13 protein-coding genes are annotated in these 12,419 nt (G+C 64.1%); 5 read left to right on the plus strand and 8 right to left on the minus strand.

What is annotated here, in order from left to right; genetic code table 11:
• Positions 1-10: 10 nt before the first annotated feature.
• The 5 genes from OU426_RS02990 to OU426_RS03010 form a co-directional block, all read right to left on the minus strand.
• Complete coding sequence (locus tag OU426_RS02990) at positions 11-1,033, minus strand: putative 2-aminoethylphosphonate ABC transporter substrate-binding protein (protein ID WP_267632357.1); 1,023 nt, start codon at positions 1,031-1,033, stop codon at positions 11-13.
• A gap of 285 nt (positions 1,034-1,318) precedes the next feature.
• Positions 1,319-2,674, minus strand: coding sequence for a (R)-1-hydroxy-2-aminoethylphosphonate ammonia-lyase (gene pbfA / locus OU426_RS02995; protein ID WP_267632358.1), 1,356 nt, complete (start codon positions 2,672-2,674; stop codon positions 1,319-1,321).
• Positions 2,675-2,758: 84 nt separating this feature from the next.
• The gene (phnY, locus tag OU426_RS03000) at positions 2,759-4,216 is read right to left on the minus strand and encodes a phosphonoacetaldehyde dehydrogenase (protein WP_267632359.1); all 1,458 of its coding nucleotides are present in this window, start codon (positions 4,214-4,216) and stop codon (positions 2,759-2,761) included.
• Positions 4,217-4,219: 3 nt separating this feature from the next.
• Positions 4,220-5,470: a phosphonoacetate hydrolase gene (gene phnA / locus OU426_RS03005; RefSeq protein ID WP_267632360.1), complete on the minus strand. Its 1,251-nt coding sequence runs from the start codon at positions 5,468-5,470 to the stop codon at positions 4,220-4,222.
• A gap of 33 nt (positions 5,471-5,503) precedes the next feature.
• The gene (locus tag OU426_RS03010; protein WP_267632361.1) at positions 5,504-6,694 is read right to left on the minus strand and encodes a 2-aminoethylphosphonate--pyruvate transaminase; all 1,191 of its coding nucleotides are present in this window, start codon (positions 6,692-6,694) and stop codon (positions 5,504-5,506) included.
• A 127-nt stretch (positions 6,695-6,821) separates the two neighbouring features.
• On the opposite strand from OU426_RS03010, the gene OU426_RS03015 reads away from it, so the two are divergent.
• Together OU426_RS03015 and OU426_RS03020 are read left to right on the plus strand one after the other, a co-directional pair.
• Positions 6,822-7,694, plus strand: a complete 873-nt coding sequence (locus OU426_RS03015; RefSeq protein ID WP_267632362.1) for a LysR substrate-binding domain-containing protein — start codon at positions 6,822-6,824, stop codon at positions 7,692-7,694.
• 83 nt (positions 7,695-7,777) lie between these two features.
• Positions 7,778-8,653, plus strand: coding sequence for a hypothetical protein (locus OU426_RS03020; RefSeq protein WP_267632363.1), 876 nt, complete (start codon positions 7,778-7,780; stop codon positions 8,651-8,653).
• A 19-nt stretch (positions 8,654-8,672) separates the two neighbouring features.
• On the opposite strand, the gene OU426_RS03025 is transcribed toward OU426_RS03020, so the two are convergent.
• A complete protein-coding gene (locus OU426_RS03025) occupies positions 8,673-8,930 on the minus strand; it encodes a DUF2312 domain-containing protein (RefSeq protein WP_267632364.1) in 258 nt (85 codons plus the stop codon).
• Positions 8,931-9,069: 139 nt separating this feature from the next.
• On the opposite strand from OU426_RS03025, the gene OU426_RS03030 reads away from it, so the two are divergent.
• Together OU426_RS03030 and OU426_RS03035 are read left to right on the plus strand one after the other, a co-directional pair.
• Entirely contained in the window at positions 9,070-9,285 is a 216-nt protein-coding gene (locus OU426_RS03030) for a hypothetical protein (protein ID WP_267632365.1), read from the plus strand.
• Between the two features lie 62 nt (positions 9,286-9,347).
• Positions 9,348-9,710, plus strand: a complete 363-nt coding sequence (locus OU426_RS03035; RefSeq protein ID WP_267632366.1) for a VOC family protein — start codon at positions 9,348-9,350, stop codon at positions 9,708-9,710.
• A 96-nt stretch (positions 9,711-9,806) separates the two neighbouring features.
• Here OU426_RS03035 and OU426_RS03040 read toward each other — a convergent pair whose 3' ends face one another.
• Positions 9,807-10,988 (minus strand): deoxyguanosinetriphosphate triphosphohydrolase, encoded by a 1,182-nt coding sequence (locus OU426_RS03040; protein ID WP_267632367.1) that lies wholly within the window; start codon positions 10,986-10,988, stop codon positions 9,807-9,809.
• Between the two features lie 62 nt (positions 10,989-11,050).
• Positions 11,051-11,626 carry a TetR/AcrR family transcriptional regulator gene (locus OU426_RS03045; protein WP_267632368.1) on the minus strand — a complete coding sequence of 192 codons (576 nt, stop codon included), beginning with the start codon at positions 11,624-11,626 and terminating at the stop codon, positions 11,051-11,053.
• A 124-nt stretch (positions 11,627-11,750) separates the two neighbouring features.
• Between OU426_RS03045 and OU426_RS03050 the strand changes: the two genes are divergently transcribed.
• Positions 11,751-12,293 (plus strand): carboxymuconolactone decarboxylase family protein, encoded by a 543-nt coding sequence (locus tag OU426_RS03050; protein WP_267632369.1) that lies wholly within the window; start codon positions 11,751-11,753, stop codon positions 12,291-12,293.
• Positions 12,294-12,419: the final 126 nt, after the last annotated feature.

A 12,419-nucleotide genomic window follows, 5' to 3' on the forward strand; every position in this document is an offset into this window, starting at 1 on the left:
GGGAGAGGGATCAGTTCTTCGGCTCGGACTTCGAGTCGTAGCGCTTGGTCCATTCTTCCAGAATGGCCGCGCGATTGTTCGCCGCCCATTCGAAATCGTTCTGGATCATCTTTTCCGACACGTTCGCCGGATAGTTCTCGACCGGTTGCGCCATGCCCGGGATCGCAAGCACTGCATAACCCACGTTATATTCCTTCATCGCGGCCGGAGAGATCGTCCAGTCGACCAGCGTCTTGGCCGCATCGAGCGCATCGGTCCCCGCGACGATCGCGGTCGCCTCCATGTCCCAGCCGATGCCTTCCTCGGGCACGATCACGTCGATCGGCGCGCCCTCGTTCTTCGACTTGGCGCCGCGGAAGGCGAAGGACACGCCCATCACCGTCTCGCCCGCCGCTGCCATCTTGCAGGGCTTCGAGCCGGAATGGGTATAGGCCGCGATATTCTGGTGAAGCCCGTCCATATAGGCCCAGCCACCCTCTTCGCCCATCATCTGCAGCCAGGACGAGACATCGAGGAAACCGGTGCCCGACGAGGCCGGGTTCGGCATCACGATATGGCCGGCATATTCGGGCTTCGTCAGGTCGGCCCAGCTTGTGGGCGGCGTCAGACCCAGTTTCTCACCTTCGACTGTATTGTAGCAGACCGAGGCGACCCAGGCGTCCATGCCGACCCAGGAGGGCGGATTGTCGCCATCCTTGAAGCGCGGGTCGAGCGCGTCGAGGCCCGCGGGCGAATAGGGTTCCAGCATGCCTTCGGTCTTCAGGACCAGAAGCGAGGTCGCGGCGAGGCCCCAGACCACGTCGGCCTGCGGATTGTTCTTTTCAGCCAGCAGCTTCGCGGTCACGACGCCGGTGGAATCGCGCACCCAGTTGATCTTGATATCGGGATGTTCGGCGTTGAAGGCCGCTGCATAGCGTTCGAGGTCTTCGGCCTCGATCGCGGTATAGACGGTCAGTTCGGTTTCGGCCCAAAGAGCGGTCGTGCTCAGAACCGTCGCGAGGGCGCCCAGCGCCAGAGATGTCTTCAGTCCCATTCTACTCCCCATGTCAGCCCAAGGCAGGCGTTGCTTGCGGGCGAACCCGGTGGCACCACGCCCCGGATTTCGTTCTTCAGGTAGCGGCCGTTCGTGACAGCGCGGTAAAACCTGCCTTCCCGGCACCTTCCAAATTGATTGTGCGAAGGGGGGATGAATAAGTAAAATCTATTTATTTTATATTATGGTTGGATTTTTCGATGATCGTTGCGAGCCCCGCACCAACAGAAAGACCGCCGCACCGACACCGGCGGGCGTTGAAAACAAACAAGATTTCGGTCGGCCTCAGGCCGCCTCGGCGCGAATCGCCTCCGCCACGATCTGAAGCGCCCTGTCGAGGTCCGGCCGGGCGATGACAAGGGGCGGCGAGAGCGTCAGGACCGAGCCTGCGCTGATCTTGAAACTCAGGCCCGCTTCCAGGCAGCGGTAATAGATGCGCTCGGCCCGGGCGCGGTCGGGCGTGCGCGCAGCGCGGTCAGAGACGATCTCGACCCCGAACATCAGCCCCCTGCCCCTTATGTCGCCGACGATGGCACAATCCCCGACCAGCTCGCCGAGCCGGTCGAGCGCATGGCGGCCAAACTCGGCGGCGCGCTCGGCAAGCCCTTCGTCGCGAATGACGGCAAGCGTCTCCAGCGCCGCGCGTGCAGTGACGGGGTTCTTTTCATGGGTGTAATGGCCGATGGCAAAATCGCCGCAGACATCCAGATCGCGCCGCGCCACAACCGCGGCGATGGGAAGGATCCCACCCCCCAGCGCCTTGCCCATCGTCACGATGTCGGGGACGATCCCGTCATGCTCGAAGGCGAACATCCGGCCGGTCTTGCCGAGGCCGGTGGGGATTTCATCCATGATCAGAAGCGTTCCATGGCGCCTGCAGGCCGCCTGCACCGCCTGCCAATAGCCCGGCGGCGGCACTGTCGGCACTGCACGCATCGGCTCGGCGATCACGGCGGCCACGTCGCCTTCGCGTTCCAGCACATAATCGACCATCTTCGCACAGGCGAGCGCGCAAGCCTGCGGCCCCGGATGGCCATAGGCGCAATGGTAGCAGTTGAAGGGCGCGACATGCTCGGCGCCGGGCAACAAGGGTCCGGCGATATGGCTGCGGAAGGTCGCCTCGCCGCCCACGCTCGCCGAACCGAAGCCCGCACCGTGAAAGGCATCCCAGAAGCTCAGTGTCTTGAAGCGGCCCGTGGCGGCGCGGGCGATCTTCAGCGCCACCTCGTTGGCGTCGGACCCGCCTGTCGTGAACAGCACCTTGCCCAGATCGCCGGGCGCCAGTTCGGCCAGCCGTTCGGCCAATTCCACCGAAACCTCGTTGGTGAAGCGGCGGGGCGAGAAGCTCAGCGCGTCAAGCTGCGCCTTGATCGCCGCCACAACGCGCGGATGGGCATAGCCGATGTGATGGACGGAATTGCCGTGGAAGTCCATGTAGCGCCGCCCGGCGGTATCCTCGATCCAGATGCCTTCGGCGCGCGCGATGGTCGAAACGCAGGGCGACGACAGCGACTGGTGCAGGAAGGCCTCACCGTCGCGCCGCAAGAGATCGCGCGTCGCCGCGTCGGGATGTTTCGCCGCCCAGGCGCGGCGCGCCTCGGAGGTGTTTGATTCGCCTTCGGTATGGGTGATCGCTGTCATCATCGGGCCTGATCAGGAAAGAGGCGGGGCCACGGGGCCGCACAGGCACCCCGAGGCCCCGCCAGTTCGTGGGAGGGATGGTCCCTAACCCCACGGGAGCGAAAATGTCTTGACGTTGGTGTAGGATTTCATCGCCTCGATGACCCCCTCCTTGTAACCGTTGCCGCTGTCCTTGATGCCGCCGAAGGGCGACATCTCGATCCGGTAGCCAGGCACTTCCCAGATGTTCACCGTGCCAACGACAAGCCCGTCGATATAGGCGCGCATGCGGCGGAAATCGTTGGTGCAGACGCCGGACGAAAGACCAAAGGCAGTGGAATTCGAAATCGCCATGGTCGCTTCATCGTCGTCAGGCACCCGGACGATGGGCACGATGGGTCCGAAGGTTTCCTCCATCACCAGCTCGCTCTCATGCGGCACATGATCGACGACGATCGGCGGCAAGAGCGCACCTTGGCGGCCCGGATGGTAGAGCACCTTTGCCCCCATCTTCTCGGCCGCGAACACCCGCTTCTCGAATGTCTCGGCCGCGCGCTCATGGACGACGCAACCTAGATCGGTCGCCGGGTCCATCGGATCCCCAAACCTGAGCCGCTTCGCCCGTTCCAGCACCAGCGGCACGAACCGGTCGGCAGCACTTTCCTGCACGAGGATGCGCTTCACCGCTGTGCAGCGCTGGCCCGAGTTCTTCGTGGCCCCCGCCACCGCCAGGTCGGCGGCCTTGGCAAGGTCGGCGTCGGAGAGGTCATTGCAGATGATCAGCGGGTCATTGCCGCCCAGTTCCAGCACCTGCCGCTTATAGACCGCTTTCGCCGCGATCATCTTGCCGACCGGCACGCCACCGGTGAAGGTGATGAGGTCGAAATCGGGGTTGGTGATCATCTCGTCGCCGATGTCGGCGGGCCAGCCGGTCACCACCGACAGCATTTCAGGCGGCAACCCGGCCTCATAGAGCGCGTCCGCCAGCCAGAGCGCGGTCAGCGGCGTCAGCTCGGTCGGCTTGCAGACGATGCAATTGTTGGTGGCAATCGCCGGGGCGATCTTGTGGCTGATCATGTTCAGCGGATGATTGAACGGCGTGATCGCCGAAATCGCCCGCAAGGGTTCGCGAATGGTGAAGATCTTGCGCGCCTTGCCGTGGGGCGTCAGGTCGCAGGAAAAGATCTCGCCATCGTCCTGGATGCACATCTGCCCTGCGAGTGTGTAGACGTCATAGGCCCGCCCGCATTCGTACATCGCATCGGAAAGCGATATGCCCAGTTCCGCCGTGATGATCGGCGCCAGTTCCGCCTTGCGGTCACTGATGATCTTCGCTGCGTTCAAAAGGATCTTTTGGCGCTCATAACGGGTTAGCGTGGGCTTGTAGGCAGCGGCAATCGCGAAGGCCTCGCGCGCATGTTCGGCCTGCCCGGCCGGGACCGAACCGATCACCTCGCCAGTGTAGGGATAGGTGACCGGCACCCGGTCTTTCGTGTCGACTTTGCGCCCGGCGATCCGCATTGCCTCGTGGCGCAGTTCAATGGGGGGCTTGCGTTTCAGCATGGCTCAGACCGCCGCCGCCGTGGTTGCATAATAGAAAGCGTCGAAATTGCGCAAGTTGGGCGCGTTCGGCAGGTCGATCTTGCGGTTGACGATGAAGGGCACTTCCTGCTCGGTCAGCCCGCCGTGGCTGCGCAGCGGTTCCTTCAGCGCGGCAAGGTTGTGGCGATGTTCCGAGGTGCCGATCGTCATGTTCTCGCCCGAGATCATCACGATATCGCCGATCCGGTCGGCGGGCAGCTCGAAGCGTTTCACCGCCTCCTCGCGCGTCACCACGAGCGTGATGCCCGGCTGATCCGCCAGCCGTTTCATCACTGCCGCCCGATCCGCGCCCTGCGGTAGATAGGCCGTCGCGAACGAGCCGAGCGCGCCATGATGGACGACATAGGGGTCGGTGATCGGCAGAATGACCCGGGCCTTGTCCTTGCCGAGCCAGTCGTCCATCAGATCCTGCACATAGATCACCGCGGGCGAGCCGTCGGCCTTGTGCTTGGGCTTCATGCCGTGATCGGCGGTGACGACAACCGCCGCGCCTAGCGCATCGAGCTCAGCCAGATAGCGGTCGAACATCTCATAGAAATCCTTCGCCCCCTTCTCTTCGGGTGCGAACTTGTGCTGGATGTAGTCGGTCGTCGACAGATACATCACGTCGGGCTTCCACTCGCGCAGAAGCTTGACCCCGGCGGCGAAGACAAATTCGGACAGGTCGGCCGAATAGACCTCTGGCACCGGGCGGCCGAGCCAGTCGCTCGCCTTGTCGATCCCGTGTTCGGCCTTGGTGGTGTCGCCCGAGCGTTCGGAGGAGAAGGCAATCGCCCGGTCCTCGTCGAACTTAAGCCCCGCACCGAGAAGCGCGCGCAACTTGTCCTTCGCCGTCACCACGGCAACCCGCGCGCCCGCGTCGTAGAAGGCCTTGAAGACCGTCGGCGCACGCAGGAAGCGCACGTCGTTCATCATGACTTCCTCGCCGGTTTCCGGCTCGTACAGGTAGTTGCCGCAGATACCATGGACGGCCGGCGGGCGACCGGTGGCGATCGACAGGTTGTTGGGATTGGTGAAGGACGGGATGACCGAATGCGCCAGCCGGTCGGTCCCGGTCTCGCGGATGCGCTTGAGGGTGGGCATCAGCCCTTCGGCGATCGCCACCTCTAGATAGGCAGGTTCGCAGCCGTCAAGGCAGATCGCCACCGCCGGGACCTTGGGCCAGGGATAGGCGCGATCGTTGGCCATCACCGGCGCGCGATTGATCATGTTCATTCTTGGTCCTTCCGTCACATATCCATTGCCGCCTCAGGCGGCGAGTTTCGCGCGCTCGGCAATCGCTGCCGCGGGCGGCGCGGCCGAGGCGACGCCCATCTCGGCAAGCGCCTCTTTCGCGGCGCCAACCACCTTCCGCATCACATGTTCGTCCATCCGCCCGATGCAGCCGACGCGGAAACTGTCCACCACCGTCAGCTTGCCCGGGTAGATGATGAAACCCTTGGCCTTCATCAGATCGTAGAAGGTTGAAAAGACGAAATTCGGATCAGCCGGGCAGAAGAAGGTCACAATGATCGGCGAAAGCCAGCGATCCTTCAGAAGCGTCTCGAAACCAAGCGCGCGCATCCCTTCGACCATCACGTCGCGGTTCCTGGTATAGCGCGCGCCGCGTCCCGCGACCCCGCCTTCGGCCGCGTGCAGCTCCAGCGCCTTCAGAAAGGCCGCAACCACATGAGTGGGCGGCGTATAGCGCCACTGGCCGGTCTTTTGCAGATAGGCCCATTGCGCATAGACATCGAGCGCCAGCGAATGGCTGTTGCCTTTCGCCGCCTCAAGCTCGCTCTTCCGCGCGATGACGAAGCCAAAACCCGGCACGCCCTCGATACACTTGTTGGCCGACGACACCATCGCCTCATAGCGGATCTCGGTCACGTCCAGGGGAAGCGCCCCAAAGGCCGACATCGAATCGATCAGCAGTTTGCGCCCCCGCGCATAGACCGCCTCGGAAATCTCGGCGACCGGGTTCAGGATGCCGCTTGAGGTTTCGCAATGGATGGCGATCACATGGGTGATCGCCGGATCGGCATCAAGCGCCGCCCCAACCTCGTCACCGCGCGGCGGCAGGTAATCACCCTTGTCGATCAACGTGTACGCCCGGCCCAGATATTTCATCGTCTCGGCGGCGCGCAGCCCGTAAGCACCATTCGCCAGGACCAGAACCTTGCCGTCGCGCGGCACGAAAGTGCCCAGCATCGCCTCGACGCAGAACGACCCGGACCCCTGCATCGGCACGCAGGCGAACTCTCCGTCGCGATCCCCCGCCAGCGCCAGAAGCTGATCGCAAAGCGATCTGGTCATTGCCCGGAAATCTGCATCCCACGACCCCCAGTCCCTGAGCATCGCCTCCTTCACCTCATAGGCCGTGGTCAATGGCCCGGGCGTCAACAGATAGGGCTCGCCAAGTCGCGGCGCGGGAAGGGCATTTTCGGGGGAATGGAGCATGATGCACCCTGCAGAACCTTGTTCGTCCCCGTATGTCTCACGCCCCAATATATCTGTAAAATCGTTATTTTGTATTGTCATATAAGCCTGACTTGTAGATGATCCGCGCGAAGCCAGGAGGAGAGACATGCGATACGTCCAGCTGCGCGCCTTTCACTATGTCGCGATCTGCGGCGGCTTCTCGCGCGCGGCAGAGGAACTCTACCTCACCCAGCCCGCGATCTCCGATCAGGTGAGGAAGCTTGAGGAGGAATATGATGTCCTCCTCTTCAATCGCCACAAGAAGCAGGTGATCCTGACCGAGCAAGGCGCACGGCTTCTCGACATCACAAGGCGGCTTTTCGAGCAAGAGCAGCAGGCACTGGAACTTCTGTCCGAGGCGCGCGCCCTGCGATCGGGCACGTTGCGCATCGTTGCCGACAGCGCCCACCATCTTCTCCATATCCTCGCGCGTTTTCGCGAGAAGTATCCCGGGGTTCGCATCACGATGCGTGCGGGCAACAGCGACAATGTGATCGAAAGCCTCTACAGCTACGAGGCCGATATCGGCGTTTTGGGCGAGATCCCGCAAAGCCGCGATTTCGACTATCTGGCGCTGAATTCGACACCGATCGTCGCCTTCACGGCCAAGACACATCCGCTTGCCAGCCGCGCCAGCTTCACCTTCGCCGATCTGGCCGACGCACCCCTCGTGATGCGCGAGCGCGGCTCTCGCACGCGGGCCAAGCTGGAGGAGGCGGCAGCGGCGGCCGGCATTCAGCTCCTAGCCGCCATCGAGGCGGAGGGCCGCGAGGCCGTGCGCGAGATCGTGGCCTCGGGCGCAGGCATCGGCTTTGTCTCCGCTGCCGAATTCGGCCCCGACCCGAGACTTGTCGCGATCCCGGTCGAGGGCACCAGCCATGTCCGCATGGACGAGGCGCTGATCTGCCTGCGTGAACGCAAGGGCGGCAAACTCGTGCGGGCCTTTTTCGATATCGCAGCCAGCATGGCGGCAATTTAGCCGCCCCGCGCGAACGCAGGGCGGTTTCCTCGCGCGATACACCCATATAAGGTGCGGGCCAAACGGGCAGAACCAGCAGGACGATGCGGATCAACTTTCACCTTGGTGTCCATGCGACGGACGACAGCCGCCTGATCCGCGCGGTGCTGAAGAACCGCGGCAGCCTGGCCGCGCAGGGCACCTATGTTCCGGCGCCGCGCCAGTACCGTGTGCTCATCCGCGATGCGCTCAACGCGCTCGGCGGCGGACGAGCCAGCACCGTTGCGCAGCAGGCGCTGATCGACACCATCACCGACAGCGACGCCATTCGGCGGCTGGTCCTGTCGCACGAAAGCATCATCGCCATGCCGACCCGTGCCGTCTCGGAGGCAGGGCTTTATGTCCAGGCGCCCAGCCGGATGAAGACCATTCAGAACCTGTTCCTCGACCATGAGGTCGAGTTCTCCATCGCGCTATGCAATCCGGCGACGCTGATCGCTGGACTTTCAGCACTGGCCGATGCGGCGTCGCTCTCCGACATAATCGCCGCCGCCGACGCTGTTCACCTGAGCTGGCTGCATACGATGCGCCGTATCTGCGACGCAGGTCTGGAGCTGCCGGTCACCGTCTGGTGCAATGAAGATACGCCGCTCATCTGGCCCGAGGTGCTGCGCGCGATCACCGGCTGGACCGAAGAGGCGCCGATGGAGGGCGAGTTCGATCTGGTCGCGACGCTTCTGACCGACGAAGGTCTCGCGGCGCTCCAGCAATCGCTGGCGGACGCTGCGCCCGCCGATCGGGCCCAGTACCGCGCAAGGGTCAGCGAGGCATTGATCGCGCACGGGCGGCCGGATCAGATGGAAATGGACATCACCCTGCCCGGCTGGACAGAGGAGATCGTCGCACGGATCACAGAACGCTACCTGCGCGAATGGGAGGAGATCTGCACCCTGCCCGGCCTGAGCGTGATCCGGCCCTGACCCCGGACCCCGGCCCCGCTCAGCTCATGCCGAGCGCGGCCTTGTAGACCTCCAGCACCGCCTCTTCCTCGGCCAGATCGTCCTTGTCGCGCTTCCGCAGCGCGATGATCTTCTTCATCACCTTGGTGTCATAGCCGCGCGCCTTGGCCTCGGCCATCACCTCTTTCTGCTGCTCGGTGATGTCCTTCTTCTCCGCCTCCAGATGCTCGAATTGCTCGATGAACTGCTTCAGTTCGTCGGCGGTCACGCTATAGGCATCGGGCGGGGCGGCGTTCATCTGCGTCTCCTTCGGATCAGGCCCCCTGACTAGACCGCGCGGGCGCCCGCTTCAAGGGCCCCGCACCAAGGCCCGGCAAGCCCTTGCCCGGCGCCCCGGTTCGGGCTAGGCGGAAAGCTAAAGATTGAGCGAGGGCAAGATGGACATCCTGATCTGGATCGGCGCAGGCGTCACGCTTCTGGGTGTGGCGGGGCTCGTCTGGTGCATCCTGACCGTCGCCCGCGCCCGCAAGGCGGGCCTCTCTGACGACGAGCTGCGCGCCCGCCTGCAGAAGGTCGTGGCCCTCAACATCGGCGCCGTCCTCCTCTCCGGCCTCGGGCTGATGCTGGTGATCTTGGGGATATTCCTCGCCTGAGCCGAAGATTGGCGTTCGCCTCGCCAGTTGATAGTCTTTGCAGAACAAATGCGGAGGTTCCCATGCCCGTGACCGGTATCGGCGGCATCTTCTTCCGCGCGAAGGACCCCGCCGCCCTTCAGGACTGGTATCGCAGCCATCTCGGCACGTACATCGACTATACCACACCCTGGCAGCAGGAGGCGGGACCGACCGTCTTCATGCCCTTCGCCGCCGATACCGACTATTTCCCGGCCGACCGGCAATGGATGATCAACCTACGCGTCCGCGATCTCGGCGGGCTTCTCGCCGCCCTCCGCGCCGCCGGGATCGAGGTCACGACCAACCCCGACTGGGACATGCCCGAGGTCGGCCGCTTCGCCCGCATCCACGACCCCGAAGGCAACCCGATAGAGCTCTGGGAGCCTGCCCAAAGCGCAGGATAGAACCATCCCCCTTCATCTTGGCTGAAATACCTCGGGGGGTCCGGGGGGCTGGCCCCCCGGCGGGTCGGCCCGCCAAAGGCGGGACGAAACTCCCTCTCACGCCGCCCCGACCAGCCTCTCATGCTCCTGCAGCGCGAACCGGTCGGTCATGCCTGCCACATAATCAAGGACCACGCGGGCGAGCGCGGTCTCGTCCGCCGCCGCCGCCACATCCGCCTGCCATTCCTCCGGCAAAAGCGCCGGTTCCTTCAGGAACAGCGGAAAGAGGTCGTTCACGACCGCCGTCACCCGCTTCCGCTCCACCACCACCGTCGGCGCCCGGTACATGCGGGTGAAGAGGAAACTCTTTATCGCCTTCAGGTTCTGATAGAGCGGCTTCGAAAACCGGATGATCGGCCCGTCCATCGCCCGGATCGCGTCGGCCGACTGCGGCTGGCTCGCCTGCAGCCGGTTCTGCGCCACCGCGATCACATCCTCGACCATCACCCCGAACACCCGCCGCAGCGCCTCATGCCGCCGCCGCATCGGATCGAGGCCCGGGTACATCTGATCGACCTCGTAAAAGGCCGGCCCCGTCACCGGCAGGTCCATCAGATCGTCCTCGGTGAACAGCCCCGCCCGCAGCCCGTCATGCAGGTCGTGGTGATTATAGGCCACATCATCGGCGACCGAAGCCACCTGCGCCTCGGCACTCGCAAAGGTCGCAAGTTCCAGATCGATCCGGCCATTCACCTCGGCCAAAGCGTAAGGCATGAGCGCAGGGTCCGCGACCGAATGCGATCCGCTCGCATTCGGCCCGATCACCGGGCCATTGTGCTTGGCCATGCCCTCAAGCGTTTCCCAGGTCAGGTTCAGCCCGTCGAAATCGGCGTAATGCCGTTCCAGCCGCGTGACGATCCGCAAGGCTTGGGCATTGTGGTCGAAGCCGCCATAGGGTTCCATCAAGACCGCCAGAGCATCCTCGCCCGTATGGCCGAAGGGTGGATGGCCGAGGTCATGGGCCAGGGCCACCGCCTCGGCCAGTTCGACGTTCAGCCCAAGCGTCGCGGCGATGGTGCGGGCGACCTGCGCCACCTCGATCGTATGGGTCAGGCGCGTGCGGTAATAATCGCCCTCATGTTCGACGAAGACCTGCGTCTTGTGCTTCAGCCGCCGGAAGGCCGAGGAATGGATGATCCGGTCGCGGTCGCGCTGGAAGGGCGAGCGGAAGGTCGAGAGCTGTTCGGGAAAGAGCCTGCCCCGGCTTTGATCGGGCTGGCAGGCATAGGGGGCAAGCATGGCATTCCGTCTTTCGTCTTTGCCCCGACTATAGGGGCGCGACACCCGGGCGAACAGGCCCTTCAGATCGACAGAAGCAGATCGTCCGCCGCCTCGCGCACCGCCGCTTCTTCGAAGGCGCCCTTCACGAGGATCCTCAGCCCGACATAGGCAGCCAGCAGATGCCGCATCCGCGCCCGGCGCAGGCCCGCATCATCGCGGTAGCGCGCGTCGGCCGACAATGCCCCGTCAAAGGCCGCGGCCATCCGGCCACTCATCTCGGCCAGAACCTCCGCCGTCTCGGGATCGGCGGCACTCGCCTCGGCGCTGGCATTGGCAAGGAAGCAGCCGCGCATATCACCCGCGTCCGAGGCCGAACGGATCACCCAATCCAGAAGCGCCGCGAAACGCGCCCGCGCAGGCCCCGGCGTCTGACCCAGAATACGCTCGGCCTCGGCCACCACGCAATCCTCGTAGGTGCGCAGCGCCGCCAGATACATCGAATGCTTGTCGCCGAAGAGCCGGTAGAGACTTTGCTTCTTCAGACCCGTCGCCACCTCGATATCCTGCATCGAGGTCGCGTCAAAGCCGCGCGCCCAGAAGATGTTCATCAGCGCCGTTTTCGCTTCCTCCGGATCGAACCCCAGTGGACGTGCCATGGTCTGCTCCCGAATTTGTTACCGTACGGTCCGATATTATACTTTACCATACGGTCCGTAATATTATAGGACCCTTGTACCGGTGCTGCAAAGCCCCTTCCCGATAAACTGAAAGAGAGAAGACATGCCCCGCATTTCCCCGCTGTCCGATGCCAATGCCGCGCCCGAGGCCGCCGCGATCTTCGCCGCCGTGAAGGGCAAGATCGGCATGGTGCCGAACCTCTACCGCACCACGGGCCATAGCCCCGCGACCCTTTCCGCCCTCCTCGGCCTCGGCGAGGCGCTCGGCAAGGGCAGCTTCACCGCGCAGGAGCGTGAAGCGGTCGCTCTGGTCGTCGGCCAGACCAATGGCTGCGACTACTGCCTCTCGGCTCATAGCGCCATTTCCTCCGGTCTGAAGGTCCCGGCGACAGAGATCGCCGCGAACCGCAAGGCCGCGTCGGCAACGCCGCGCACCGAGGCGATCCTCAAGCTCGCCCGCGCCATCACCGAAAAGCGCGGCTTGATTGCCGACGCAGACCTCGAGGCGGCGCGCGCGGCGGGCCTCACCAATGCCGATGTCGTCGAAACCGTGGGGGCGGTGGTGCAGAACATCTTCACCAATTACCTCAACCACATCTTCGCAACCGACATCGACTTCCCCGTGGTGCGCGCCGAAGCGGCGTAATCCCCTTTCCGCAACCGGGTCTCGCGGGCCTTGATCCCACCGCATTGGCCCCATGTCCCCCCACCCGGTTGCGGAAACCCCTCCCTCTCACTATCTTCGGACATGACAGCAACCAGACGCGGCGAC

This window comes from Frigidibacter sp. RF13 (assembly GCF_026626305.1).
Lineage (GTDB): Bacteria > Pseudomonadota > Alphaproteobacteria > Rhodobacterales > Rhodobacteraceae > TMP-24.

Bases quoted from the DNA above. Each gene is read 5' to 3' on its own strand.
- OU426_RS03045 (WP_267632368.1), bottom strand. From the start codon at position 11,626: ATGGCACGTCCACTGGGGTTCGATCCGGAGGAAGCGAAAACGGCGCTG.
- OU426_RS03035 (WP_267632366.1), top strand. From the start codon at position 9,348: ATGCCCGTGACCGGTATCGGCGGCATCTTCTTCCGCGCGAAGGACCCC.
- OU426_RS03015 (WP_267632362.1), top strand. From the start codon at position 6,822: ATGCGATACGTCCAGCTGCGCGCCTTTCACTATGTCGCGATCTGCGGC.
- OU426_RS03050 (WP_267632369.1), top strand. From the start codon at position 11,751: ATGCCCCGCATTTCCCCGCTGTCCGATGCCAATGCCGCGCCCGAGGCC.
- phnY (WP_267632359.1), bottom strand. From the start codon at position 4,216: ATGCTGAAACGCAAGCCCCCCATTGAACTGCGCCACGAGGCAATGCGG.
- OU426_RS03030 (WP_267632365.1), top strand. From the start codon at position 9,070: ATGGACATCCTGATCTGGATCGGCGCAGGCGTCACGCTTCTGGGTGTG.
- OU426_RS03040 (WP_267632367.1), bottom strand. From the start codon at position 10,988: ATGCTTGCCCCCTATGCCTGCCAGCCCGATCAAAGCCGGGGCAGGCTC.
- OU426_RS03025 (WP_267632364.1), bottom strand. From the start codon at position 8,930: ATGAACGCCGCCCCGCCCGATGCCTATAGCGTGACCGCCGACGAACTG.
- pbfA (WP_267632358.1), bottom strand. From the start codon at position 2,674: ATGACAGCGATCACCCATACCGAAGGCGAATCAAACACCTCCGAGGCG.
- phnA (WP_267632360.1), bottom strand. From the start codon at position 5,470: ATGAACATGATCAATCGCGCGCCGGTGATGGCCAACGATCGCGCCTAT.
- OU426_RS03010 (WP_267632361.1), bottom strand. From the start codon at position 6,694: ATGCTCCATTCCCCCGAAAATGCCCTTCCCGCGCCGCGACTTGGCGAG.
- OU426_RS03020 (WP_267632363.1), top strand. From the start codon at position 7,778: ATGCGGATCAACTTTCACCTTGGTGTCCATGCGACGGACGACAGCCGC.
- OU426_RS02990 (WP_267632357.1), bottom strand. From the start codon at position 1,033: ATGGGACTGAAGACATCTCTGGCGCTGGGCGCCCTCGCGACGGTTCTG.